Here is a 26,159-nt window from a genome sequence, read left to right on the forward strand (position 1 = left end):
GCATAAAAAAACGGCGGCCCGCTGAGCGGACCGCCGTCTTTGATGTTCATGCTGGCGAAAACGCCAGACATTCCTGAAAAAATCAGGCTGCCTTGGTCATGCCACGCAGAACGGTCTGCAGAATGCCGCCATTGCGGAAATACTCGACCTCGTCCAGCGTATCGACACGGCACAGCAGGGGAACTTCCTGCTTGGAGCCATCGGCGCGGGTGATGGTCATCGTCATCGTCATGCGCGGGGTAATGTTGTCCAGCCCCTTGATTTCGATGATTTCATCGCCCTTCAGGCCCAGCGTCTTGCGCGTCGTGCCGTCCTTGAACAGCAGCGGCAGGACGCCCATGCCCACCAGGTTGGAACGGTGAATACGCTCGAAGCTTTCAGCGATCACCGCACGCACGCCAAGGAGCAGAGTGCCCTTCGCCGCCCAGTCGCGCGACGAACCCATGCCGTATTCCTTGCCGCCGAAGACAACCAGCGGGGTGCCTTCCTTCTTGTACTCCATCGCCACGTCGTAGATGGCGCCTTCCTTGCCGTCGGGATAATGCTTGGAGAAGCCACCCTCGGTGCCCGGAACCATCTCGTTCTTGATGCGGATGTTGGCGAACGTGCCACGCACCATCACGCGGTCATTGCCACGACGCGAACCGTAGGAATTGAAGTCCTTCTTCGCGACGCCATGGGCTTCAAGATACTTGCCCGCGGGGGAGCTTTCCTTGATCGCGCCGGCGGGCGAAATGTGGTCGGTCGTGATGTTGTCACCCAGCAGCGCAAGGATGCGCGCGCCGATGATGTCGCCACGCGGCTTGGGCTCGGGCGTGATGTCCTGGAAGTACGGCGGATCCTGCACGTAGGTGGAGGACGGATCCCAGGGATAGGTTTCCGAACCCGTCGCGACCTTCAGGTTCTGCCATTCCTTCGTGCCCTGGCTCACATGCTTGTAGCGCTTGATGAACTCGTCACGGGTGATGGCCGATCCCATCAGGGCGGCGATTTCGTGGTTGGTCGGCCAGATATCCTTCAGATAGACCGGCTTGCCATCCTTGGAGGTGCCCAGCGACGTTGTCGTCAGGTCCTCGCGGATGGTTCCCAGCAGGGAGTAGGCCACCACCAGCGGCGGGCTGGCGAGGTAGTTGGCGCGCACGTTCGGGGAAATGCGTCCCTCGAAGTTACGGTTGCCCGACAGGACGGACACGGCCACCAGCTTGTTGTTCTCGATGGCGTCGACAATGTGATCCTCAAGCGGACCGGAGTTGCCGATACAGGTGGTGCAGCCATACCCGACGGTGTTGAAGCCCATCGCGTCCAGCTCTTCCTGAAGGCCTGCGCGCGTCAGGTAGTCGGTCACGACCTGCGAACCCGGCGCCAGCGACGTCTTGACCCACGGCTTGGGCTTCAGGCCCAGCGCACGCGCCTTTTTCGCCACCAGACCCGCCGCGATCAGCACCGCGGGGTTGGAGGTGTTGGTGCACGACGTGATCGCCGCGATCACGATATCGCCGTGACCCAGTTCGTAGTTGGTGCCCGCGACGGGCGCCTTCTTGTTCTTGTCGGCTTCGGGGACGCCCAGGCTGCCGGTCAGTTCCGTCTCGAACGCCTTGTCGGCACCCTTGAGGACCACGCGGTCCTGCGGACGCTTCGGTCCCGCGATCGACGGCACGATGGTCGCAAGGTCGAGTTCCAGCGTGTCGGTAAAGACGGGGTGTTCCGAATGCGCATGACGGAACATGCCCTGCGCCTTGAGGTATTCTTCCGTCAGCTTGATGCGGTGTTCTTCGCGGCCGGTCTGGCGCAGGTAATCCAGCGTCAGGTCATCGACCGGGAAGAAGCCGCAGGTCGCGCCATATTCCGGGGCCATGTTCGCGATGGTCGCGCGGTCGGCCACCGGCAGGTGGTCAAGGGCGGGGCCGAAGAATTCGACGAACTTGCCGACAACGCCCTTCTTGCGCAGCATCTGCGTGACCGTCAGCACCAGGTCGGTCGCCGTCACGCCTTCGGGCAGCTTGCCGGTCATCTTGAACCCGATGACATCGGGGATCAGCATGGCGATCGGCTGGCCCAGCATCGCGGCCTCGGCCTCGATCCCGCCGACGCCCCAGCCCAGCACGCCCATGCCATTGACCATGGTCGTGTGGCTGTCGGTGCCGAACAGGGTATCGGGATAGGCGTATTCCTTGCCGTCGACCTTTGCCGTCCACACCGCCTGCGCGATGTATTCCAGGTTCACCTGGTGGCAGATGCCGGTGCCCGGCGGCACGACCGAGAAGTTCTCGAACGCTTCCTGGCCCCAGCGCAGGAAGGCGTAACGTTCGCCGTTACGTTCGAATTCGATCGTGACGTTGTCCTGCAGCGCTTCCGGCGAGCCCGCGACATCCACCATGACCGAGTGATCGATCACGAGGTTGACGGGAACCAGCGGGTTGACCTTCTGCGGGTCACCCTTGAGCTTGAGGATGCCATCGCGCATCGCGGCAAGGTCGACCACGGCGGGAACGCCGGTGAAGTCCTGCATCAGGATGCGCGCGGGCTTGAACGGCACTTCCTTGGTCGAGCTGCCCTTGGGCAGCCAGCCGGCGATCGCCTTGGCGTCGTCAGCCGTATAGGAATGTCCGTCCTCGAAACGCAGGACATTCTCCAGCAGCACCTTCAGGCTGACCGGCAGTCGCGCGACATTGCCGATGGTCTTCTCGGCTTCGGGGATGGAAAAATAGTGGTAGGTCTTGCCGTCCACATTCAGTGTGCGGCCCGTTTTCAGTGAGTCGTGCCCAACCGTCTTCATTGGCTTTGTTTCCTCCGAGGCATCAGCAGCGATCCATCCACCGAAGCTCTCCCGCCACATGAACAGACAGCGGTGGCGTGACCTTTCGGTGGATAACCGGCTTGATCTCCCAACGGTGGTAGAACATACCCGGACGCGGGGCCGACACAAGCTGGCCCCGGTAACAAGAACGCGGGATCGGGTTTCCGCCCGGCCCGCCACATCCCCCACGCGACCATGCGGAGGACCCGGCCATCACTGCCTTTGCCCCCAGGAATACCCCCCTGCTGAAAGTGGAAAATATCTCGGTTTTTCGCGGGGAACGCCTTGTTCTGGACCAGGTTGGCTTCGCGCTGGACGCGGGTGACGCGCTGTTGCTGACGGGTCCGAACGGGGCCGGCAAGTCGACATTGCTGCGCGTGCTTGCCGGGCTGCGCAAACCGGAAGGCGGCCATGTGCTGTGGTCAGGCGTCGATGCGCTGGCGGACCGTTCGCGGCATGCCGAACGCGTGGCCTACCTGGGGCATCAGGACGCGCTGAAACCCGGCCTGACGCTGTTGGAAAACCTTACGCTCGCCGCCAGGGCAAGCGGGGCGGATCCGTATTCATGCATGTCCGCACTCAATATTTCCGGACTGGCGGACCTGCCGGCGCGCATGCTTTCGGCGGGGCAGAAACGTCGCGCGGCACTTGCGCGGGTGCTGCTGGCGCGCGCGCCGCTGTGGCTGCTTGACGAGCCGAGCCTCGGCCTCGACAGCAACACGATGGGACTGCTGGAAACGCTTTTCCGCGCCCATCGCGATGCTGGCGGAATCGTGATCGCAACCACCCACGTTCCCCTTCCCCTGCCTGACGCGAAATCGCTGGCGCTGCCGGGACTGAACGAATCCGATATCCCCCAGGCGATGGAGGATTTCCCCGAGGACGACCTGTTTTGAAGCTGCAGACCCCTACCCTGATCCTCGCCATCCTTGAACGCGATCTCCGCCTTGCCCTGCGGCATGGGGCGGATACGCTCGGCTCCGTCCTGTTCTTTATCCTGGCGGGCGCGCTGTTTCCGCTGGCGCTTGGCCCCTCGCCCGAACTGCTGCGGCACATGGCGCCGGGAATCGTCTGGGTCTGCGCGCTGCTGGCGGCCCTCCTGCCGCTTGACCGCCTGTTCGGGGCGGAGCTGGAGGACGGGTCGCTGGATCAGCTGATGATGACCGGCCTTCCGCCGTCGCTGATCGCGCTGGCCAAGATGATGGCCCACTGGCTGACCACCGGACTGCCGCTGCTGCTGGCGGCGCCACCGCTGGGCATCATGCTTGGCATGCCCACCGACAGCCTGTCCATCCTGCTGATCGGGCTGCTGCTGGGCACGCTGATCCTGTCGCTGATCGGGGGCATGGCGGCGTCCGTCGTCCTGGGCGCGCGCCGGGGCGGGGTGCTGCTGCCGCTTCTGGTGCTGCCACTGACCACGCCCGCGCTGATTTTCGGGGCGGCGGCGCTGGACGCGGCGCAGACGGGACTGTCATGGGGACCGGATCTGGAACTGCTGGGCGCGTTCCTCGCGGCGGCGATTCCGCTCTGCCCGCTCGCGGCCGGGGCAGGCCTGCGCGCGGCGGTGGAATGAAGGGAAAACGCTCCCCAGCCCGTCAGGACGCGGTGGCGTATTTCCTTAATTCACTGAAATCATAAAAGTTTTTGGTGAAGCTTTTTGCAAAAAGCTTCGAAAGACGTCGCCTTTTTAAAAAAAGGCAACACCCAAAAACTTCTGTTTTTTATCATCAGTGCCCGGCGGGCGCCACGACATGGAATGGCACGCTGCCGTGGCTGATGCCGCTGGCCCTGCCCCCCGCGCGCCATTGCAGGACATAATCGCCCGGCGTGCCCAGCGGCACGTCCACCGCGATCTCCTGCTGCTCGTCATCCTTGGGCGATGCCAGCAGAAGCTGTGGCACGCCACTTGGCCCCAGCAACACGAGTCGGGTGTGAAACGGATCGATGACCGCATTGAAATCCAGCCGGATCGACACCGTTCCGGCATTCACATTCTGCCCCGCCGCCGGGGTCGCATGCACCAGCCCCGGGCTGGCCCATGCCGGGCGCGCCAGCCCCAGACATAACATCCCCCCGACAAGGAATGCGGGCAGGAACAGGAATGGATTACGCATGGAACGCCCCCGCACGGAAATGAAAGACGGATCCTGTTCTATAGCGCCCTGAAAAATAAAAAAGGGACGGGCGCGAATCCCGCGCACCGTCCCCCACGTTTCCGCCACCCGGAATGGCAGGTTCAGATATAATGCTCACTCAGCGGCGCAAGGCCGTTGAACCCGGTCGAGCAGTAGGTCGAGACATAGGCCCCGGTCGAGAGCAGTTCGACACGATCCCCCGATTCGAGGCCCAGCGGCAGGTTATAGGGCGTCTTTTCATACATGATGTCCGCGCCGTCGCAGGTCGGTCCCGCGATGGCGACCGGCCCCGTCGCCATGCCGTCATGCGGCGTGCGGATGCCATAGCGAATCGCCTCGCCCTCCGTTTCCGCAAGGCCGCCGAAACGCCCGATATCAAGGTAGACCCAGCGCACGCCATCATCGATGCCGCGACGGCTGACCAGCACCACCTCGGACGAGACGACGCCCGCGTCGCCAACGATGAAGCGGCCCGGTTCCACGATCATTTCCGGCAGGTCATTGCCGAAATGCTCCGTCATCGCGTGGCTGATCGCCAGCGCGAAACGGTCGATGCCCGGCACGTCATCGCGATAGCGAATCGGGAACCCGCCGCCCAGATTGACCATGCGCAGTTCCAGTCCCGCGGCCTTCAGGTCCGTGAACAGCATGCCGACGCGCGCGATCGCGGCCTCATAGGTCCCGGTCTCGGTCTGCTGGCTGCCGACGTGAAAGGACAGGCCGTAAGGATCAAGCCCCAGGTCGCGCGCGCGCAGCATCAGGTCGCGGGCATTGTCCAGCGTCGTGCCGAACTTGCGCGACAGCGGCCAGTCCGCGCCCTCATTTTCCACGATCAGGCGGCAATAGACCCGCGATCCCGGCGCATGACGCGCCAGCTTGTCCAGTTCCTCGGCACAGTCGAAGGCGAACATGTCGATGCCCGCCGCGTGCGCGTGGGCGATGGCCGACGCCTTCTTGACCGTGTTGCCAAAGGAGATGTCCTGCGGCGCGGCGCCGGCGCGCAGGCACATCTGGATTTCTTCCCACGAGGCGGCATCGAAGGCGGAGCCCAGCCCGACAAGCCGGTCGAGGATGGCCGGCGCGGGATTCGCCTTGACCGCGTAATAGATCCGCGCGAGCGGCAGCGCCGCGTGAAGCGCGCTGTAACGTTCCTCGACGCGATCGACGTCGACGACAAGGCATGGCGTAGCAGGGGCCTGCTCAGCCAGATAACGAGCGATTTTGGGAGTCATCGCACCCAAATCCCTTCTGTACTGCCGTCCGGATGCGTATGAGAATACTGAACAAACGGACAGATGTTGCGAAACGGTCTAACGGACCAGCGACCAGTGAGGGGCCCAAGCAGCAGGCCCCGATTGCCAGAACGCTTGACGTCGTTGCGTAACCTCAGAGGGCCAGTGGCACGTGCGTTGTTGCGTAAGGAGCGCATATGAGGACAATACGTCCGTAACGCAATAGAAAAATTGGCCTCACCCACACCTTTTTCGTCTAAGGTGGATAAAATCGACCCCAGTAATGTCATGACCCGCTTGCGTCCCGACGGCGGGCGCGATCGCAGAAATAACAGGATACCGGCGCCCCGGCCCGCCCTGTCGAGACCACGAAATCAAGCAGAGCCTGGACAACGCATTGATCTCTTCTTCCCCAGACCAGATCGGGGTAACGGCGCCCGTTACCCCCCCGCCATCGCCTGCCGGGCGCGCCACGAAGAATGCCACGGAAATGACGGACATGAATGACGCCCTGCACCGTCACATCCTGCCCGTCATGAAGCAGGTGGCCACCAATATCGCGTCCGACCAGATCACGCTGGCGGCGGCCGGATGCGCCTTTTACGCCACCCTGTCGCTGTTCCCGGCCATGAGCACGCTGATCTCGCTTTACGGGCTTCTGTTCGATCCCCAGACGGTGGAGCCGCAGCTTGTCGTGCTGCGCAACCTGCTTCCCCCTGCGGCGTATGACCTGATCTGCGACCGGATCCATATCCTTGTCGCGCAATCGCATTCATCGCTGACATTCAACCTGATCGTGTCCACCACCATCGCCATGTGGTCGGCCTCCGCCGCGACGCGTTCGCTCCTGCTGGCGATGAACGTGGCCTACAACACCCCGGAAACCCGTAGTTTCCTGCGGTTTCAGGCGATGGGCATGATCATGACCCTGTCGGCCATCTGCGGCGGGATCCTGACGCTGGCCCTGATGGTGGCCCTGCCGATCCTGCTGGACTACCTTCCGCAGAAGCTCTCGCTCGCGCCGCCGCCGGGTTCGGTCGAACTGCTGGTGCGCATGGGCGGTCCCGCCCTGATGCTTCTGTTCGTGCTGTCGGGATGTTCCCTGCTTTACCGATTCGGCCCGAACCGGCAGAGCACGTCGTGGCGCTGCATCCTGCCCGGTTCCGTGGCGGCAACGCTGCTGTGGCTGCTGACGTCCGTCGGGTTTTCCTATTATGTCAGCCATATCGCGGGCTATGGCGCGACCTATGGGCCGCTGGGTGCCTTCGTCGCCACCATGATGTGGTTCTATGTCTCGGCCTATGTCGTGCTGCTGGGGGCGGAACTGAACGCGGGCCTGGAAATACAGATGTGCCTGCGTGACAACGGCCCGCAGATGGAAGGATGGTCCATCGTGCGCAAACCCGCCACGAAACCGCAGGAAGCCCGGCCCGCCACCGCCGTCCCTAGCCGTGAGGCCACGCCGCTTCCTCCGGGGGAAGCGCCATGATGTCCACCGCCGTCGTGCCCCGGTCCAGAAGCCCGATTTCCCGCGCGGCGGCGGGCGAAAGGTCGATGATCCTGTTTCCGCGATAGGGACCACGGTCATTGATCGTGACAATGACCGAACGTCCCGTCGCAACCGCCCGAATTCGCACCCGCGTCCCCAGCGGAAGCTGCCGGTGCGCCGCCGTCATCGCGCCGGGATCAAAGATGTCCCCCGATGCGGTGCGGTGGCCGATTTCACGATGCGTGCCATACCAGCTGGCCAGTCCATGCTGCGACCATGTGGACGAAACGCTTTGCATCGGTGCGACGGGGGGCAGCCGGCGCAGGTGATGATGGGCCGCCCTTGCATGACGCACGGCGTGCCGCGTGGCGTGGCGCGCGTGGGCGCACGACATGCCGGCCGTCATGCCACAGCCGAGCGTCAGCAGACATGACAGACCCCAGACCAGAAGATCCGGCATTTTCCGCCGCATGCGCGGTTGAACATGAAGGGGTCGGGCAATCATGGAATGGACCATTACATAATATACATAAAGGCGACCAGCCCGGTTCAGGCACATTTTCCAGCGGGATATTATGACTTGGAAAGTCACCTTTATATTTACTCAGGAATTATTTCATATTTCTGATACCGTTAGCAGGGCGGAACTGTATCCCCGCATGCCTGCGGCGCATGGCGGACGCCCCCGGGCTGGTTCCGGGCGGGTCCGGACGGGCGCGTAAAACACGCTCGATTCCCCGCCGGATGCAGAACAGGCTTGGATCGTGGCGAAGGGCATGCTACGGCGCCTGCATTATGGAGCGTCCCCTGATTGCCGTTCTCAACGGCCCCAACCTCAACATGCTTGGACTGCGGCAGCCCGAAGTGTATGGCGTCGCAACCCTTGATGATGTCGAACAGGTCTGCGTCCAGGCTGCGGAGCAGCTCGACGTGGCAATCGATTTCCGCCAGACCAATGGCGAAGGGGAACTTGTTTCGTGGATCCAGGAATGCCGGGGCCGCGCACGCGGCATCATCATCAACCCGGCGGCCTATTCCCATACTTCCATCGCCGTGCTCGATGCGCTGCTGGCGGTCGACCTGCCGGTGATCGAAGTACATATTTCCAACATTCATCGCCGTGAGGCGTTTCGCCAGAACTCCTACGTCTCCCGCGCCGCCATCGGCGTCATCTGCGGGCTGGGCGTGCGGGGCTATGCGCTGGCGCTTCAGGCCATGACAGACATGATTCTGGACGAGGACGATCAATGAGCCGACTGCTCGTGGATGCGGATGCCATTCGGGCATTGGCCGAAATTCTGACCGAAACCGGCCTGACCGAAATCGAGATCGCGGAAAAGGACAGCCGGGTGCGCGTGGTGCGCGCGGCCCCTGCCGCGACCCATGCCGTCGCGACGCCGGCACCTGTGGCGCCGGTGGCCCCCGCCGTCGCGCCCCCGGCCGCTCCGGCGGCGCCGGCCGACCTGTCCAAGCATCCGGGCGCGGTCACCAGCCCGATGGTTGGCGTGGCGTACCTGACGCCCGATCCGTCCTCCCCCCCGTTCGTCACGGAAGGCCAGCAGGTCACGGCGGGCCAGACCCTGATGCTGATCGAGGCGATGAAGACCTTCAACCAGATCAAGGCCCCGCGCGCCGGCACCCTGACCAAGATCCTTGTCCCGTCGGGCGAGCCCGTTGAATACGGCGAAGTTCTGGCCATCATAGAGTAATGTTTTCCAAGATCCTGATCGCCAATCGCGGCGAGATCGCCCTGCGCATCCTGCGGGCCTGCCGCGAACTGGGCATCCCCACCGTTGCGGTGCATTCCACCGCCGATTCGGATGCGATGCATGTCCGCCTTGCCGACGAAGCCGTGTGCATCGGCCCGCCAGCCAGCCGCGACTCCTACCTCAACGTGGCGGCCATCCTGTCGGCAGCGACCATCACCGGCGCGGACGCCATCCATCCCGGCTATGGCTTCCTGTCGGAAAATGCGGATTTCGCCGAAACGGTGGAAGCCCACGGCCTGACATTCATCGGTCCGACGGCCAGCCATATCCGCATGATGGGTGACAAGATCACCGCCAAGACCACGATGAAGGCACTGGGCGTGCCGCTGGTGCCGGGTTCGGACGGGGCGCTGGAAAACCTGGACCAGGCACGCGCCGTCGCGCAAGAAGTCGGCTATCCCGTGCTGATCAAGGCGGCGGCGGGCGGCGGCGGACGCGGCATGAAGGTCGCGGCGAACGCCGACGAGATCGAGGAAGCGTGGAGCGTGGCCAGGACGGAAGCCCGCGCCGCGTTCGGCAATGACGAGGTCTATCTCGAAAAGTACCTCGACCGGCCGCGCCATATCGAACTGCAGATCATGGCCGACACGCATGGCGAGGTCGTGCATTTCGGCGAACGTGACTGCTCCCTGCAGCGCCGCCACCAGAAGCTGCTGGAAGAAGCGGGATCCCCCGCGCTTGAGCCGCATCAGCGTGACCAGATCGGTGAGATCGCGACATCAGCCCTGAAAAAGCTGGGATACCGCAACGCCGGCACGCTGGAGTTCCTGTACCAGGACGGGCAGTTCTGCTTTATCGAGATGAACACCCGCCTGCAGGTGGAACATCCGGTCACCGAAATGGTCTGTGACGTGGACCTGGTGCGCGAGCAGATCCGCATCGCGGCGGGTGAGCCGCTGGGCTACAGCCAGAAGGACATCCATTTCTCCGGCCATGCGATCGAATGCCGCATCAATGCCGAAGATCCCCTGACCTTCATGCCGACGCCCGGCACCATCAGCGTGTTTCATCCGCCCGGCGGCCTTGGCGTGCGCGTCGACAGCGCGCTGTACGCAGGCTATCGCGTGCCGCCCTATTACGACAGCATGATCGCCAAGCTGATCGTGCGCGGCCCCACGCGGCTGGACGCCATCCAGCGCATGCGTCGCGCGCTGGACGAGTTCGTGATCGAAGGGGTCAAGACCGTCATTCCCCTGCACCTCAAGATCCTTGACGATCCGGAATTCCGGTCGGGCAACTACACCATCCACTGGCTGGAAAAATTCGTCGCGGCGCATCAGGACGACTGATCCCTGCAAACAGCCGGTTGATGGATAAAAGAAGTTTTTGGGTGTCGCCTTTTTTCAAAAAGGCGACGTTCCTTTGAAGCTTTTTGCAAAAAGCTTCACCAAAAACTTTTATGATTTCAGGATGTTATCTTCAAAAAAGCCAGCATGACGCAAGTCCGCTGGCTTTTTTCATGTCCATTGCCTGTCAGGTCAGGACGGGATCGAGATAGGGGCTCGAGGCGTCGAAGAATTTCTGGTTGTTATCCAGTTCGTACGAAATCACATACAGGCAGACCAGCGCGCCATTCATCTCCAGCCGCACGCCAAGGTTGCCTTCCTGCTGCGTCATGTTCTGGATCCGGTCGATCGCGAATTTTGTGGCCCGCGCCGTGCGCCCGTAATGGCCGCCATAACGCCCGCTGAACTGCGCCATGCGGGCCATCATCTCGGTCACGACTTCCTGCGCGGCGGAGGGCAGCAGATGGCGTTCCAGAATGCCACGCAGGCGGATGATGTTCAGGCCGATCGTCATGGCCGACAGGATGCCCTGCAGATACGCATCGATGATGGCGTCCGGGGTATTTTCCGCATCCGTCAGCAGCCGCACGAAGCGGTCCACGTTGCGTTCGACCACATACAGTGTCGTCGGCAGCGTGCGTGAACGCGCGACATGGCGCAGCCCGCGCAGGATACGGGTCCGCATCTGCCAGCGCATGTCGTTGGTATCGAACGGCAGCACAAGCCGGAAGACCCACATCGAATACCACAGCCCGAGGATCAGCGGCATCGCGGTATTGAAGAACGAGACCTCGTCCAGTCGCGACTGGTTTCCCGGCCCCAGCAGGATGGGAAGGAAAAGGTTGTACGACACCGCCCCCAGGATCAGCACCGGATAGGCGAACGCCAGTCCCCCCATCAGCATCGGCACCATCAGGCACATCGCCATCACTTCATAGGTCGAGGGCGTCGGCAGTACCCACAGCACCAGCACGGCCGCCATGACGCTGGCCCAGATCGCGCCGCCCAGGAACGCCTTGGTTGCCAGGGCGGGTTTTTCCAGCGTGGAGAACAGGCTGCATACGATGGAGACGAACATCATGAAGGTCAGGCCCGACGACCATGCCGTGGTGACCCAGATCAGGCCGGAGCCGAAAATCGTGACCGAGGCGCGCAGGCTGTTGGTAAAGGCCTGCTGCCAGTCGCGAAACGTCTTGATGCGGTAATGGAAATGATCGTGGCGCAGCGGATGGCGGCTGGCGTCGAACTGGATGATGGCCTGTTCCAGTTCATCGAGCATCTCCCCCAGCCCGTAATGCAGCATGCGCTGCTGCGACAGGATGTGGGCGACGGCTGGTGGCGCGGGGTCGCTGGTGGCGCTGCCCATTTCATCTTCGAGGGAGTCCGCGACGCTCTGCCGGCATTCCGCCTGCAGGGCCGACAGCGTGGCAAGGACGGGATGGATGTCGTCCGTCATCTCCAGCTGTCCGGCCATGTCGCGCAGGAACGCCTGCACCTTGGCCGACGTCGCGTTGAAGGCCGCGCCGGGCACGTTGCCGGGAATATGGATCAGCGCGGCAAGGTCCAGGCCGCGCGACAGCAGCATCGCCACCCGCGCAAGGGCCGCGCGGGCATGATCGCCCTCGTGCCCGCGCTGCGCGCCCATCTCGACCTCCGCGAACTCGATCTGGTCGCTCAGGGTCGTGATGTTGGCGAAAACCTGCCGCGCCTTCTTCAGCACGTCGCTGTCACCCGCCAGCAGGGAGGCCAGCGTCTGCCCCGCGCCGTCGATGGCCGTCAGGAAATTATGGGTCAGCCGGTCCTGCGCCCGCGCACCCAGCCGGTACTGGAACAGGGAGGAAACCGTGCTTTCCAGCACGATGCCCAGCACGATATAGGTCGCGCGCGACATCGCGATCATGAAGATATGCTGCGGGTCGGCAATCCCGTCGAGCGAGATGATGGCGTAGGTAAACCCGCTGGCCCGCATGCCATGGATGCGGTAGTTCGTCATCGTCGCGGGGCCGGGCAGCAGCGTCCCGATGAAACAGAACGTGCCGATCCCCACCGCCAGCATCAGGATGAACATCAGCGGCGCCTGCGGGAACGCCGCCACCAGCAGCACGGCGCAGATCGTGCCCACCACCATGCCGAACAGGTGCCATCGCGCCTTGGCCACGCTCTTGCCGCGCGTCCCCTGCGCCACCATCCAGACCGTCAGCGCGGCCCACTGGGGGCTGCCCAGTTCCCACCACAACGCAATACCCAGCGCAATCAGCGAGGTAATGGTCGTGCGCAGGGCATAGCCAAAGGTGAACAGCCCCGGCGCGAACAGCCAGCGCATGTGGTCCTGGCGCACCGGCACACCGGGCGGCCACAGACGCCGCAGGAAGGCAACAATCCGGGTCTGGAACTGTAGCAGGGAGAGCTCAAGACTATTCATCCCGGCATACGCGCTCCCTGCGATATGAAATACGGCTATACAGTTTCCTGTACACTTTACATGCGGGGCCAACAGACCGACACGTGATGTCCGGTATATCAGCGTTCATGAAACTGTATATTGCAAGACGGTTTCGCCGGCAAAGCCGCGATACCAATCAGTCGTCGTAGGACACCAGCGTCTTGACCGGCACATCCAGACGGTCACGCCCCTCGAGCGAACGGATCTCGATCAGGGTGGCGGCACCCACGACCTCGGCCCCGACCTTGCGCAGCAGCGCGATGGAGGCCGCAAGCGTGCCACCCGTCGCCAGCAGGTCGTCCATCACCACGACCCGCTGCCCCGGCACGATCGCGTCGGCCTGGATATGCAGCGAATCCTGACCGTATTCGAGGTCGTAATCATAGGAAACCGTCTGGCCCGGCAGCTTGCCCGGCTTGCGCAGCATCACCAGCCCGCAGCCAAGGCGGCTTGCCAGCGGGGCGGCCGTCAGGAAGCCGCGCGATTCAATGGCCGCCAGCATGTCGACCGACCACGGTGCCACCGCCGCCGTCAGCCGCCCCATTGCGATCTGCCATGCATCCGCATTCCGCATCAGGGTCGAGATATCGTAGAACAGGATACCCGGCTTGGGGAAATCGGGAATGCCCCGGATGTACTGCTTCAGATCGATGGTGGAAGTGGTCATGGCCTGTATGTATTCCCGAGAAACCTGTTCCGACGCGTGGCATCGCGATGGATACCGCGTCCACGCAAATTACATCCGCCCGAACGACAGGGATGCACGTCGCCTGTAGCCGCCGGGCCGCCGGACGGCAACCCCGCCACCGCCGCTTTTGTCACAAAGCGCCCCTGCACGGGCGCATCCCGTCAGGATGCCGGGGAATGCGTCCGCGCATCCGTGCCGGTCCCGTCCTCCGGCGCGCGGCGTGGCCGCAGCACCACCATCAGCAGCATGACCACCGCGCCGGCGAACATGACCGCCGCCATCGACACGGGCGTATCCGACGGCAGCATCCCGACGATGGCCCCCGCCAGCGCGCCCAGCACGTACTGCAGCGTGCCGACAAAGGCGGACGCGCTGCCGGCGAGGCGCGGATGATCGGCCAGCGCGCCGACGGTGGCGTTCGGCCCGATGATCCCGGTGGTGCCAAGCGAAAACATCATCGTGCCGATCAGCGCCAGCATGAGCCCGATGGACGGATGCCCCCCGCCCTTGGTCGTTTCCGCGATCAGGCTGGCGACCAGCGTCATGCCGATGGTGCCCACAAGGGCGATGAAGACGGAAACGCCCAGGATGCGCGCTGCGTCAATCCGCCCCACCAGCATGCCGTTAAGCTGCGACGCCCCGATCATGCACACGGCGAAGACGCCGAACATCATGCCGAAATGCGCCGGCGACAGGCCGAACTGGTGGATGAACACCGACGGCGCCGCCGAGAGGTAGGTAAAGGACATGAAGCATGAAAAGCCGGCGATCATCGCATTGGTGAAAAACCCCCTGTCGCGCACCAGCAGCAGATAGCGGCTGCACAGCGTGACGGGGGAAAGTTCGCTGCGGTTCTCGGGCTTCAGCGTTTCGGGCAGCACCCGCCAGATCAGCAGCATGCACACCACGCCATAGACCGCCGCCGCCCAGAAGATCGAGCGCCACGTCGTAAAGGACAGCACCAGCCCGCCCAGCGTGGGGGCAAGGATGGGCACGACCCCCATCACCAGCACCAGCCGCGACATCAGCCGCGCGGATTCATTGCCGTGCGACATGTCGCGCACGCAGGCGCTGGGGATGATCAGGCTGGCCGACGCGCCAAGCGACGCCACCAGCCGGAATGCCGAAAAGGTATAGATGTCGGTCGCCATCGCGCACCCGACCGACGCCAGGGTATAGACGAACGTGCCCAGCAGCATCGGCAGCCGCCGCCCGAAACGGTCGGAAACCGGCCCCATGGTGATCTGCCCGATCGCCAGCCCCACGAACCAGATCGCCAGCGTCATCTGGGCGGAACCCGCCTTCGCGTGCAGCGTCTTTTCCAGTTCGGGGAAAGCCGGCAGGTAGATGTCGGTGGAAACAGGCCCGACCGCCGTCAGGACCCCAAGCAGGATGGCGATCCATCCCATCGACCGGCTGGCGATTTTGCCAACCGGCGCATCGGATGACTGCGCCGCGAGTGCGGAAGAGCCCATGACGGCACTCCAGAAATCAAGAGAAGCAGGAATTGGAAATGTAGTAGCCGACGCCGCCGGAATTTTTCACCATCTATTCCGACATTACAGCCTTACGCTGACCGAAGGTATCGCGCGTGCATGCGCGTCGCGTCAACCGCCCACGGGGCCGGAAAAACGCAACGATACCTGAAACAGTTTTTTAGGCCGCACGTGTGGCGCGATCGGCACGCGCGATACGGCTGGCGCGCAGCAGCCACAGCCCGCCAAGCCCGGATGCCACGAACAGCATGAGCGCCAACGCGATACGGCCCTGACGGTTCATCTGCATTCCACCGCCCATCAGGACGAACACCGCCGTCTGCGGCAGGCTGCCCAGCGCGGTCGCGGCCACGAAGGCCATCATCCGCGCGCGCGCAAGGCCGGCCGCGATGCTCAGCATCATGGCGGATCCCACCGGCAGCAGGCGCAGCACCAGCACGGTGACGAAGGTCCGTTCGCGCAGGGGTTGGCCAAGGCGCGCGCCCATCCCGCGCAGCCGCGCGGGCATGCGCCCGCCCCCCAGCGCCCGCGCCGCGAAAAAATCCACCAAGGCCCCGCCCACGGTGGCGCAGGTGGCCATGACCATGCCCTCCGCCGTGCCATAGGCCATGCCCGCCGCAAGACACACCGCCTGCCGCGGCAATCCCAGCGCGCAGAACGCCAGCCCGGCCAGCAGGAACCACGCCCGCCCCCGCGCCCCGTCGCGCAGCACCACGACATCGGACAGCGCCGCGTGCAGGCCCGGCGCCACGCGCGCGGCCATGACAAGGCCCGCCGCCATCGCCACCATCAGCGCGGGACGCAGCAGGACCCGCAACCCGGCAGGCGGTGGCGACGGCGATGCGGGCGCCGGCACGGACGCGGTGGCATCGGGGGATGGGCCGCACGGTCGCGTCACGCAGGCGCCTCCTTTGTTGCGATGTCATGCATGCAGGTCATGCCCGGGGCGTAAGGCAGGCAGAAAACCTGTTCCGCGCCCTAGCATTGCCTTGCGGCGGCGTGCAAGGGCGGTCTAAATCCGCCATATGTCCGCACATCCTTCCGGTGGCCTCGCCAAGGGCCGCGACTCCGTCTTTCCGGCCAACGCGCACGACCGTCGCCGGGTCTCGAACTGGCTGCTTGCCATCTGCTTCATGCTGATCGGCATGATCGCGCTGGGCGGTTATACCCGCCTGACGGGGTCGGGCCTGTCCATCATGGACTGGCGGCCGATCACCGGCATGATCCCGCCGCTGTCGCATGCGGAATGGGAACGGCAGTTCGCGCTGTACAAAACCATTCCCCAGTACAAGATCCTGCATGACGGATTCGGCCTGGCCGGGTTCCAGAAGATTTTCTGGGCGGAATGGATCCACCGCTTCTGGGGGCGGCTGATGGGCTTCGTCCTGCTGCTGCCCCTGATCTGGTTCGCCGTCACGGGCGTCCTGTCACGTCGGCTGACGGCGCGGCTGATCCTGCTTTTCGTGCTGGGCGGCCTTCAGGGGGCCATCGGGTGGTTCATGGTGGCCTCCGGCTTCAATCCCGACAGCACGGCGGTCGCGCCGGTCCGCCTGGTCCTGCACCTGTGCTGCGCCTTTGCCCTTTATATCGCGATCCTGTGGACCGCGCTTTCGGCGCGTAACCCCGAACCCGAATTCATTCCCGCCACCCCGGCCGTGGTCCGGGTCCACCGGCTGGCGTGGCTGGTGTGCTGCGTTGTCGCCACGACCATCATCGCCGGGGGCTTTACCGCCGGGACGCATGCCGGGTTTTCCTACAACACCTTTCCACTGATGGACGGCCACCTGATCCCGGCGGGATATGCCCGGCTGCACCCGTTCTGGCTCAACTGGTTCCAGAATATCGCCGCCGTGCAGTTCGACCACCGCCTGCTGGCGACATGCACAGCGGCCTTGATCGGGGGGACCATCTTCCTCGGCCTGCGCACCCCGCAGCTGGGCCGGCCCGCGCAGGATGCGCTGATGCTGATGGGATGGATGGTGCTTTTGCAGTACGCGCTGGGCGTGACCACGCTGCTGCTGGTGGTGCCGGTATGGGCGGGCACCGTCCACCAGACCTGTGCCGCGCTGCTGCTGACGACCGCCATCATCGTGCTGCACCGCCTGCGCGGGGTGGGACGGGTCTGATCCCAGCCCCCGTCACGACGGGCTGACGCCTTCGCCCGTCGGGACATTTTTTCTTCCTAAATCCCCCGCAGGCGGACCTGCCGCCCTGGCCTCGCCGCGCCTTAATGCGCGGTGGGCTGGGACGTGGTGGAATTGCCCTGCGGCGCGTCCGTCATGTGCGGTGGCAGCGTCGGCACGGGAGCAGGCGTGGACGGCGTGCCGCCTGATGCCGCCGGGGTAGAGGCGGCGGACCCCGCCGGGGGTGTGACCGATGCCCCCGCAGGAGCCGGAGCCGGAGCCGGAGCCGGAGCCGAGGGGGCGGACGATGACGCGGCGGGCGCAACCGTTTTTTCAGGCGCGGATTTTTCCGGCACGGATTCAGGCGCGGACGGACTGGCCGGCGCAGCGGTGGTGGCCGGGGCGGCAGGCGTTGACGCCCCTGATGTCGCGGCATCCGATGCCGCCGTCGGCTGCTGCGCCTGCGTGGTGCCGGATGGCGCAGGCGAGGACGCGGACGGCGCGGACGACGGCGTTTCCTGCGGAGTCGGGGTGGCCTTTGCCTCCGCTGCCGGTGGCGTGGCGGGCGGTGCCGGCGGCGCGCTCAGCGGCGGGGTCGGCGCGCTTGCCCCCACCGAGGATATCTGCGGCAGCGTCGGGGTCGGGGCCACGGGACGCGGCGTCAGTGTTACGGTGGGCAGGTTGTACTGGTTGATCGTGTCCTTGTCGCTCTGCACGCCATAGGCATTCATCGGCGGCAGCGCGTGCGCGGTCGGGCGGTCCGGCTGGTCCGCGGCGGGGTTACGATCCAGAACCACGCGCGTATTCTGCGGATAGCGGTCCATCAGGCCCAGCAGCGTGCCATTGGTCCAGCCAAAGCCGATCTGCATCGGGTATTCACCGCCGCCCTTGCCGCCCCGGGGACTGATATAGGGGTTGGAGACGTCATATTTTTCCAGCAGCACGCCCGATTTTTCATACGTGCCGATCACGCGGCCCATCCAGCGCGCGGCGATGTCGCTGGCCAGTTCGTCATAGCCGTACTGGTTCAGGCCCTTGACCGCCATCCACTGCAATGGCGCCCACCCGTTGGGGGCGTCCCACTGCTGCCCGCTGTTGCTGCGTTCGGTGGCAATCAGCCCCCCCACCTTCAGCAGGTTCTTGCGGATCGTCTCCGCCACTGCCTTGGCCTGCTCCGGGCTTGCCATCTGCAGGAAAAGCGGCATGGCCGTGGCGCCCGACAGGATGGAGGTCGATTCGCCCTTCTTCCAGTCATAATCGATATAGGCCGCGCGGCGTTCGTCCCACAGAACGCGCTGGACCGCCGCCACCCGTTCGGCCGCGATCTTCGCGTACCGGGCGGAAGCTTCCTTGTCGCCCTTGAGCGCATAGGCATGGGCCAGCGTCTGCGCCAGGTGCGGGATCAGGCAGTTCAGTTCCACCGTCAGCAGTTCGGTGGTGTGGATGGTCGACAGCGTGTGCCCGTCCGCCAGCCAGCGCGAAGAGAAGTCCCAGCCCGTTTCGGACCCGGCGCGCAGGTCGCGGTAAACCTCCTCGGGCTTGCGGGCGGTCTGCGACGCCGCCGTTGCCAGATCCTGGGGATAGCTTTCGTCGCGCGGCGAATCGCGGTCGTCCCAGTGACGGTTCATCACCGTGCCGTCCGGCAGGCGCACCACATGCCGGTAGGCCCCGCCCGGCGCCACCGAATCCGCGCCATCCATCCAGTAATCGTATTCCGCCTGCATTTCCGGCAGGAAGGTGGTGTACGCGATCTGTCCGTCATGCATCGCCAGAAGGTCGACCATCAGCGAGAAGAACGGCGCCTGCGAACGGCTGAGGTAATAGGTGCGGCTGCCGTTGGGGATATGCCCGTAGCGGTCGATCATGGACGCCATGTCGCGTATCATGTCGCGCATCATGTCGATCTTGCCGTCCTCGTACAGCCCGATCATGGTGAAATAGCTGTCCCAGTAATACAGTTCACTGAAACGGCCACCCGGCACGACATAGGCATAAGGCAGCGGCAGCAGGGACGAATACTGCACCTGCGTGTCGGGCGGGCGTTTCAGCACGTCCCACATGCCCATGATGTAATCGCGCACGTTTTCATTGGGACTGCGCTGGTAGGTAACGGTCTTGCGTTCAGGCAGGGTGAAATGCTGGCTGACGAAATCCTTCAGCACGAAATCGGGCCGCGCCTTGGCCGCCCTGTACTGCGCCAGCAGGTCGGCGGGATCTTCGTCCGGGACGGCGTCCACCGCCGTCTTGGCGTCGGCATAGATGTGCGCTTTGGCGATATCCACGAACAGGCCATCCAGAACCACGGACGGGGGCCGCAGGTCCTGCGTGATGACCACGGGGGCCGCCGCCTCCGCCATCAGGGCGGTGGCGGGGGGAACCATGCTCGATCCCGCGGGTTCAGTCTTCTTCACGCCCTGCGGGGTGGAGGCAAGGATACCGACCGGCGTATCGACATGCGCCGGCGCCACAGTGGAGGCTGCCTGTGACTGCGTTCCCGACTGTGCCCCCGATGCATTCGCGGCCGTGGATGCAGGCATGGATGCGGGCGGGGACGTTTCGCCCTGCGGCGCAGGCGCCGTGGCGGCCGGACCCTGCGGGGAGGACGCCTGCGATGGAACCTGCGTACCCTCCGCCGTCGCGGCAGGAGCGGATACGGCAGGGGCAGGCGAGGCAGGAACCGGATTCGCAGGAACCGACGCCGGCGTGCCCTGCGATGCGGATGAAGATGCGGGAGCCTGCGATGGCGCGGATGCCGACGACGCGGCCGGGGACGACGCGGATGGGGACGCGGGTGGCGCCATCCCCTCGCCATCAAGGCCGTTTGGCGTGGGCGCGGCATAGCCATCGTCGTCCACGGGCGCGGACGGAGTCGTGGCAACCGGCGCCGGCGTGGCTGGCGATGTCGCAGGCTGTGGCGTCGCCGGTGCGGTCGCGGATGCCGGGGGGCGGGTGGGCGTGGCGGACGGGGCCGTGGGGACGGCAGGCGCGGATGCGGGATTCTGCGCCTCCGCTGCTGTTGTCCCTTCCGTGTGGACCTGCGCGGATGCCGCAGGGCTGGACACGGCAGGGAGAGCAGCAGTGGGGGCCGTCGTCGTACTGGTCTGGGTGTCCTGTGGACGCACTTCCTGCGACAGGACGGGAGTCACTGATGACACGAGCGCGACCAACGCAGCGCCAGCGCAAACCGCCACCGGACGCGACAGGGCCGAACCGGCCATGAGAGAAACTTTCACGAGACGTCTGAACTCCACGCTATTGGACCACACATACCGCACAGCATGCCCTGCCAGCGGCATCAACGAAAAGAAAAACCACCCACATGGAGGGAAGTTCATTTTTTATTGTGTCCAGTTTATGTCCAGTTCACGTTTCATCCCCCTTCCCGCCTGCCCCACCTGCGTGGTTCCACCATGATGGCAATCGGACTATGCTTGCAGGTCTTGGCCATGCGCCGCCGTCCCGCCGCATTCCCCGGACATGGCTGCGTTCCCGTTACCCGGAGTATTTCCGATGTCGCCTGATCCCAACCTGTCCCCTCTTGCCGCCACGGACAGCCTGTTTTTCGAACGCGCTGACGCCCGGCTTGGCCGGGTGGAGGCCGAACGCCTGGTGCAGCAGGCGCTCGGCGGCATGGATGACGGCGAACTGTTTCTGGAATACCGCGAAAGCGAGATGATTTCCCTTGATGAAGGGGTGATCCGTTCGGCCACGTTCGATACGTCCTCCGGCTTTGGCCTGCGCGCCGTGCTGGACCAGGAAACCGGCTTCGCCCATTCCGATGACATCAGCGAAAGCGCCATCCGCCGTGCCAGCGAAACGGTGACCCAGATCCGCGCCGGCCGCAACGGCACGCTGGCGGCGGGGCCACAGCCGACGAACCAGCGCCTCTATCCCACGCTCAACCCGCTGGGGGAGACGGATTTCGCCAGCCGCGCCGCCCTTCTGTCGGAACTCGACGCCTATGCCCGCGCCCGCGACCCGCGCGTGGTGCAGGTCATGGCGTCCCTGTCGGCACAGTGGCAGGCGGTGCAGATCATGCGTCCCGACGGACAGCGGATGGCCGACATCCGCCCGCTGGTGCGCATGAACGTTTCGGTCGTGGTGGAAAAGGACGGACGCCGCGAAAGCGGGGGGCACGGGCTGGGCGGACGGTATTCCTATACCCGCCTGCTGGATGCCGGGGTGTGGAAGCCGGCAGTGGACGAGGCATTGCGCATGGCGCTGGTCAACCTTGACGCGGCCCCGGCCCCGGCGGGGGAGATGGAGGTCGTGCTGGGCGCGGGCTGGCCGGGCATCCTGCTGCACGAAGCGGTGGGACATGGGCTGGAGGGGGATTTCAACCGCAAGGGAACCTCCGCCTTTGCCGGGCTGATGGGACAGCGCGTGGCGGCCCCCGGCGTGACCGTCATCGATGACGGCACCCTGCCCGAACGTCGCGGCAGCCTGACGATCGATGACGAAGGCACGCCCACGGGCCGCACCGTAATGATCGAGGACGGCATCCTGACCGGTTATCTGCAGGACCGGCTCAACGCGCGCCTGATGGGCGTGCGCCCCACCGGCAATGGACGGCGCGAATCCTATGCCCATGCACCGCTGCCGCGCATGACCAACACGATCATGCTGGGTGGTGACGCCACGACGGAGGACATGATCCGCACGACGAAACGCGGTCTTTACGCTGTCAACTTTGGCGGGGGGCAGGTGGACATCACATCGGGCAAGTTCGTCTTCGCCGCCTCCGAAGCCTATCTGATCGAGGACGGGAAGGTCACGACCCCGGTGCGTGGCGCGACCCTGATCGGTAATGGCGCGGACGCCATGACCAAGGTCACCATGATCGGACAGGAACCGGCACTTGACCCCGGAATCGGCACATGCGGCAAATCCGGCCAGGGCGTGCCGGTGGGCGTGGGACAGCCGACGCTGAAGATGACCGGCCTGACCATCGGCGGGACGGGCGGATAATCCCCCGCCGCCCCAGCGGAAAACCTGCCATCAAAAGTTTTTGGTGAAGCTTTTTCCAAAAAGCTTCAAAAGACGCCGCCTTTTTGAAAAAAGGCGGCACCCAAAAACTTTTACCACTTCCAGATATTCCCTGTCCTATTCCCCATCGTCATCGGACTGCGGATCGGCATTTTCCTGCGGCCTGACGCGGGCATGGGCCATCAGTCCCTTCATGTGGCGGATGACCGCCGGCAGGCCATCAAAAATCGCCTGCCCGATCAGGAAATGCCCGATATTGAGTTCGACGATTTCCGGACGCGCCGCGACCGGGGTGACATTGTCATAGGTCAGGCCGTGGCCCGCATGCACCTCCAGCCCCATGGACGCCGCCAGCGTCGCCCCGCGCGCCAGACGGGCCAGTTCCCGGAACTGCCCCTCTTCATCCCCGGCTTCGGCATAGGCCCCGGTATGCAGTTCCACCACCGCAGCGCCGATCCGCGTGGCGGCCGCGATTTGTTCCGCGTCGGGATCAATGAACAGCGAGACACGGATGCCCGCATCGCGCAGGCGCGCCACCCGCGATGACAGCACCGTTTCCTGCGCCGCCACGTCCAGGCCGCCTTCGGTCGTCACTTCCTCGCGCCGTTCGGGAACAAGGCAGCAGGCATGCGGACGCAGGCTGGTGGCGATGGCGACCATTTCCTCGGTCGCGGCCATTTCCATGTTCAGCGGGATCGACAGTTCGGCACGCAGCCGTGACAGGTCGCGGTCGCGGATGTGCCGCCTGTCCTCGCGCAGGTGGGCGGTAATGCCATCGGCCCCGGCCGCCTGCGCCAGCAGGGCGGCGCGCACGGGGTCCGGGTCGCTGCCGCCGCGCGCGTTACGCACGGTGGCGACATGGTCGATATTCACACCCAGGCGCTGCGGGCGAAGCGGGAAAGATGTCATGACCTGTTCCTGTGTACTGCCATTTCGGCCGCCATGCGCAACGCCGCCACCAGGCTGGAGGGATCGGCGGTGCCATGACCGGCAATGTCGAATGCCGTGCCATGATCGGGGGAGGTCCGGATGATCGGCAGGCCCAGCGTGACGTTCACCCCCTGGGCCATGTCCAGCGTCTTGAGCGGGATCAGCCCCTGATCGTGATACATGCACATCGCCACGTCATAGCGCGCGCGCGCCGCGGGCGTGAACATGGTGTCCGGCGGCCATGGCCCGGTGATGTCCATTCCCTCCGCCCGCAGCACTTCCATGGCGGGGATGATGATGTCGCGTTCCTCCGTACCCATCGTGCCGCCTTCGCCCGCATGGGGATTGAGACCCGCCACGGCGATGCGGGGCACGACCAGCCCGAAATCCCGGCGCAGCGCGGCATGCGTGGTGCGGGTGGCGCGAATGATGGCCGCCGCATCCAGTTCGTCCAGGGCGCGGCGCAGCGCCACATGCACCGTCACCGGCACCACCCGCAGGTGCGGACAGGCCAGCATCATGACCTCCCGCCCCGGCATGTCGCACAGTTCGCCAAGGTATTCGGTGTGGCCCGGATGGGGAAAGCCCGCGCGACGCAGCACGACCTTGCTGATGGGATTGGTCACGATGCCCGCGACCTCGTCCGCCTGCGCCAGACGCACGGCGCGCGCGATGCTCGCGGTAATGGCGCCAGCATTCGCGCTGTCGGGATGGCCGGGCGTCACCGGAGCCGCCAGTGCCTGCGACAGGACCGGGATGACATCGGCGAACGCCCCACGCGCCGCCGCCACGTCACCGACCACCCGCACCGTTCCCCCCGCGCGCGTCAGGATGCCCGGGTCGCCGATCACGACAAAGGACGGTCCGCCATGCCGCAGCGCCCGCCATGCCCCGACGGTGATTTCGGGGCCGATCCCCGCCGGGTCGCCCATCGTCAGGGCCAGCATGTCGGACATGGACGGTGTCCTTTCCTTGGAGACTGTTGATAACCGTTAATAGAAGTTTTTTGGGGGGCGCCTTTTGAAGCTTTTGCAAAAAGCTTTACCAAAAACTTTTATTATTTTTCATGGCATTACTGGTTTTGCCATTTTCAAATGGTCTCTTAACTCCGCGCATCGTCACCGATGGCATGCAGGATACGCACCCATGAACGGATCCCCTTGTGGAAGGAGACGAGGTCATACTTCTCGTCCGGGGAATGGGCGCGATCGTCATCCTGCGCAAAGCCGATCAGCAACGCGGACATGCCCAGAATATTACGCATGTCGGCCGCGACCGGGATGGACCCGCCACAGCCGATGGTCACGGCGGGCACGTCCCATTCCGCCCCCAGCGCCGCCAGCGCGGGACGCAGGCCCGTGGCGTCATCGGCCACCACGCAGGCGCCCGACCCGCCATGGGGCGCGAATTCCACCGTGCAATCGGCAGGCAGCGCCGCGCGCACGTGATAACAGAAGCTTTCGCGCACCCGGACCGGGTCCTGCCCGGCCACCAGGCGGAACGACACCTTGGCCGACGCCATGGCGGGCAGGACCGTCTTGAACCCCTCGCCCGTATAGCCGCCGGTAATGCCGTTGATCTCGAAACTCGGGCGGCACCATGTCTGCTCGATGGCGGTGTATCCCTTCTCCCCCGCCGGCTGCGACAGGCCGACCGCGCCCAGGAAGGTCGCGTCATCGGGCGCGATCTCGCGCCAGCGCTGGCGCAGCTCGGGCGAAGGCTCGCTCACCCCGTCATAGAAACCGGGCAGCGTGACACGCCCGGTTTCATGGTCACGCACGGAGGACAGGATGGAACACAGCAGTTCGATGGGATTGCGCGCCGCATTGCCATAGATGCCGGAATGCAGGTCGCGCGTGGCGCATTTCAGGGTCACCTCCTCCCCCACCATGCCACGCAGGGCGGTGGTGACGGCAGGCGTCGCGCCCAGCATGCCGGTATCGCAGATCAGGCCGATATCGGCGGCCAGTTCGTCGCGATGTTCCATCAGGAAGGGCACGAGGTTGGGGCCGCCGCTTTCCTCCTCCCCCTCGATGACGAGGGAGATGCGCACCGGCATCGTCCCGCGCGTCTGCCGGATGGCGCGCAGGGCCTCGATGAAGGTCATGACCTGCCCCTTGTCGTCGGAGGCGCCGCGCGCGACGATCTGGCGCGCGCCGTCATCGCGCGTCACCATCACGGGTTCGAACGGGTCGCTGTGCCACAGGTTCAGCGGATCGACCGGCTGCACATCATAATGGCCATAGAACAGGACGTGCGGGCCTTCGGGCGGGGTGCGGTCATGGGCGACGACCACCGGATGGCCCGGCGTTTCGCATACCCGCGCGGAAAAGCCGATATCCTCCAGCTCCCGGCACAGCCACTGCGCCGCCGCGCGGCAGTCGCCGGCATGTTCGGGCCGGGTGGAAATGCTGGGAATCCGCAACAGGCCGAACAGCCGCGACAGGCTTTCGTCAAGGGCGCGATCCACATGATCGAGCACAGGCGTCAGGTCACAGGACAGTTCGGTCATGGGTCTCTTGATCCTTAAAGCTTGCAGGCATGCTGGCATCCAGCGCAACGCGGGCGACTGTGCGAACGATGCCGCGAAAATGCAATCCCGTGGCCGTCATGCCTCCCTGTCGCGAATGCACGACAGGCTGTCTGAAAACAACCTGCTGATGAAAACAAAAGTTTTTGGGTGTCGCCTTTTTCCAAAAAGGCGACGTCTTTCGAAGCTTTTTGGAAAAAGCTTCACCAAAAAACCTTTATGATTTCACGGCATTATCCGGCCTGCCTTTCCAGA

21 protein-coding genes are annotated in these 26,159 nt (G+C 64.8%); 9 read left to right on the forward strand and 12 right to left on the reverse strand.

Annotation, left to right across the window (positions count from 1 at the left end):
* Nucleotides 1-82: 82 nt before the first annotated feature.
* Nucleotides 83-2,776, reverse strand: coding sequence for an aconitate hydratase AcnA (gene acnA, locus CFR71_RS05510; protein ID WP_110528203.1), 2,694 nt, complete (start codon nucleotides 2,774-2,776; stop codon nucleotides 83-85).
* Nucleotides 2,777-3,048: 272 nt separating this feature from the next.
* Here acnA and ccmA point away from each other — a divergent pair, with 272 nt between their 5' ends.
* Nucleotides 3,049-3,693 (forward strand): heme ABC exporter ATP-binding protein CcmA, encoded by a 645-nt coding sequence (gene ccmA, locus CFR71_RS05515; protein WP_110528205.1) that lies wholly within the window; start codon nucleotides 3,049-3,051, stop codon nucleotides 3,691-3,693.
* Entirely contained in the window at nucleotides 3,690-4,370 is a 681-nt protein-coding gene (gene ccmB / locus CFR71_RS05520; RefSeq protein ID WP_110528208.1) for a heme exporter protein CcmB, read from the forward strand. The genes ccmA and ccmB overlap by 4 nt, the downstream gene beginning before the upstream one ends.
* A 154-nt stretch (nucleotides 4,371-4,524) precedes the next feature.
* Here the strand turns inward: ccmB and CFR71_RS05525 are convergent, their stop codons facing one another.
* Complete coding sequence (locus CFR71_RS05525) at nucleotides 4,525-4,911, reverse strand: copper resistance CopC family protein (RefSeq protein ID WP_110528575.1); 387 nt, start codon at nucleotides 4,909-4,911, stop codon at nucleotides 4,525-4,527.
* Nucleotides 4,912-5,033: 122 nt separating this feature from the next.
* Nucleotides 5,034-6,164 carry a type III PLP-dependent enzyme gene (locus CFR71_RS05530; RefSeq protein WP_110528211.1) on the reverse strand — a complete coding sequence of 377 codons (1,131 nt, stop codon included), beginning with the start codon at nucleotides 6,162-6,164 and terminating at the stop codon, nucleotides 5,034-5,036.
* A 499-nt stretch (nucleotides 6,165-6,663) separates the two neighbouring features.
* Between CFR71_RS05530 and CFR71_RS05535 the strand changes: the two genes are divergently transcribed.
* Nucleotides 6,664-7,653 (forward strand): YihY/virulence factor BrkB family protein, encoded by a 990-nt coding sequence (locus CFR71_RS05535; protein ID WP_408891689.1) that lies wholly within the window; start codon nucleotides 6,664-6,666, stop codon nucleotides 7,651-7,653.
* On the opposite strand, the gene CFR71_RS05540 is transcribed toward CFR71_RS05535, so the two are convergent.
* Nucleotides 7,610-8,113 carry a septal ring lytic transglycosylase RlpA family protein gene (locus CFR71_RS05540; RefSeq protein WP_239020275.1) on the reverse strand — a complete coding sequence of 168 codons (504 nt, stop codon included), beginning with the start codon at nucleotides 8,111-8,113 and terminating at the stop codon, nucleotides 7,610-7,612. The two genes, CFR71_RS05535 and CFR71_RS05540, sit on opposite strands and share 44 nt — an antisense overlap.
* 335 nt (nucleotides 8,114-8,448) lie before the next feature.
* Here CFR71_RS05540 and aroQ point away from each other — a divergent pair, with 335 nt between their 5' ends.
* The 3 genes from aroQ to accC are packed head-to-tail and all read left to right on the forward strand — an operon-like array spanning nucleotide 8,449 to nucleotide 10,711.
* Entirely contained in the window at nucleotides 8,449-8,904 is a 456-nt protein-coding gene (gene aroQ / locus CFR71_RS05545) for a type II 3-dehydroquinate dehydratase (RefSeq protein WP_110528217.1), read from the forward strand.
* Nucleotides 8,901-9,362, forward strand: a complete 462-nt coding sequence (gene accB / locus CFR71_RS05550; RefSeq protein WP_110528220.1) for an acetyl-CoA carboxylase biotin carboxyl carrier protein — start codon at nucleotides 8,901-8,903, stop codon at nucleotides 9,360-9,362. The genes aroQ and accB overlap by 4 nt, the downstream gene beginning before the upstream one ends.
* Entirely contained in the window at nucleotides 9,362-10,711 is a 1,350-nt protein-coding gene (gene accC, locus CFR71_RS05555) for an acetyl-CoA carboxylase biotin carboxylase subunit (RefSeq protein WP_110528223.1), read from the forward strand. Before accB ends, accC begins: the two co-directional genes overlap by 1 nt.
* Nucleotides 10,712-10,895: 184 nt before the next feature.
* Here accC and CFR71_RS05560 read toward each other — a convergent pair whose 3' ends face one another.
* The 4 genes from CFR71_RS05560 to CFR71_RS05575 form a co-directional block, all read right to left on the reverse strand.
* A complete protein-coding gene (locus tag CFR71_RS05560) occupies nucleotides 10,896-13,130 on the reverse strand; it encodes an FUSC family protein (protein ID WP_110528226.1) in 2,235 nt (744 codons plus the stop codon).
* A gap of 157 nt (nucleotides 13,131-13,287) precedes the next feature.
* Entirely contained in the window at nucleotides 13,288-13,818 is a 531-nt protein-coding gene (locus tag CFR71_RS05565) for an adenine phosphoribosyltransferase (protein WP_110528229.1), read from the reverse strand.
* Between the two features lie 182 nt (nucleotides 13,819-14,000).
* Complete coding sequence (locus tag CFR71_RS05570; protein WP_110528234.1) at nucleotides 14,001-15,314, reverse strand: multidrug effflux MFS transporter; 1,314 nt, start codon at nucleotides 15,312-15,314, stop codon at nucleotides 14,001-14,003.
* A gap of 181 nt (nucleotides 15,315-15,495) precedes the next feature.
* Nucleotides 15,496-16,233 carry a TVP38/TMEM64 family protein gene (locus tag CFR71_RS05575; protein WP_239020276.1) on the reverse strand — a complete coding sequence of 246 codons (738 nt, stop codon included), beginning with the start codon at nucleotides 16,231-16,233 and terminating at the stop codon, nucleotides 15,496-15,498.
* Between the two features lie 127 nt (nucleotides 16,234-16,360).
* On the opposite strand from CFR71_RS05575, the gene CFR71_RS05580 reads away from it, so the two are divergent.
* On the forward strand, nucleotides 16,361-17,461 hold the full coding sequence (locus tag CFR71_RS05580) for a COX15/CtaA family protein (RefSeq protein WP_110528237.1): 1,101 nt from the start codon (nucleotides 16,361-16,363) through the stop codon (nucleotides 17,459-17,461).
* Nucleotides 17,462-17,562: 101 nt separating this feature from the next.
* On the opposite strand, the gene treF is transcribed toward CFR71_RS05580, so the two are convergent.
* Nucleotides 17,563-19,995 carry an alpha,alpha-trehalase TreF gene (gene treF, locus CFR71_RS05585; protein WP_110528240.1) on the reverse strand — a complete coding sequence of 811 codons (2,433 nt, stop codon included), beginning with the start codon at nucleotides 19,993-19,995 and terminating at the stop codon, nucleotides 17,563-17,565.
* Nucleotides 19,996-20,968: 973 nt separating this feature from the next.
* Here treF and tldD point away from each other — a divergent pair.
* Entirely contained in the window at nucleotides 20,969-22,426 is a 1,458-nt protein-coding gene (gene tldD, locus CFR71_RS05595; RefSeq protein ID WP_110528246.1) for a metalloprotease TldD, read from the forward strand.
* 135 nt (nucleotides 22,427-22,561) lie between these two features.
* Here the strand turns inward: tldD and CFR71_RS05600 are convergent, their stop codons facing one another.
* From CFR71_RS05600 to CFR71_RS05610, 3 genes are all read right to left on the reverse strand, one after another.
* A complete protein-coding gene (locus CFR71_RS05600; protein WP_110528250.1) occupies nucleotides 22,562-23,353 on the reverse strand; it encodes a pyridoxine 5'-phosphate synthase in 792 nt (263 codons plus the stop codon).
* Nucleotides 23,350-24,321, reverse strand: a complete 972-nt coding sequence (gene pdxA, locus CFR71_RS05605) for a 4-hydroxythreonine-4-phosphate dehydrogenase PdxA (RefSeq protein ID WP_207781329.1) — start codon at nucleotides 24,319-24,321, stop codon at nucleotides 23,350-23,352. The genes CFR71_RS05600 and pdxA overlap by 4 nt, the downstream gene beginning before the upstream one ends.
* 155 nt (nucleotides 24,322-24,476) lie before the next feature.
* A complete protein-coding gene (locus CFR71_RS05610; RefSeq protein WP_110528256.1) occupies nucleotides 24,477-25,886 on the reverse strand; it encodes a M20/M25/M40 family metallo-hydrolase in 1,410 nt (469 codons plus the stop codon).
* On the opposite strand from CFR71_RS05610, the gene CFR71_RS16405 reads away from it, so the two are divergent.
* Complete coding sequence (locus tag CFR71_RS16405; protein ID WP_165832035.1) at nucleotides 25,885-26,127, forward strand: hypothetical protein; 243 nt, start codon at nucleotides 25,885-25,887, stop codon at nucleotides 26,125-26,127. The genes CFR71_RS05610 and CFR71_RS16405 overlap by 2 nt on opposite strands.
* Nucleotides 26,128-26,159: the final 32 nt, after the last annotated feature.

Source organism: Novacetimonas pomaceti (assembly GCF_003207955.1).
Lineage (GTDB): Bacteria > Pseudomonadota > Alphaproteobacteria > Acetobacterales > Acetobacteraceae > Novacetimonas > Novacetimonas pomaceti.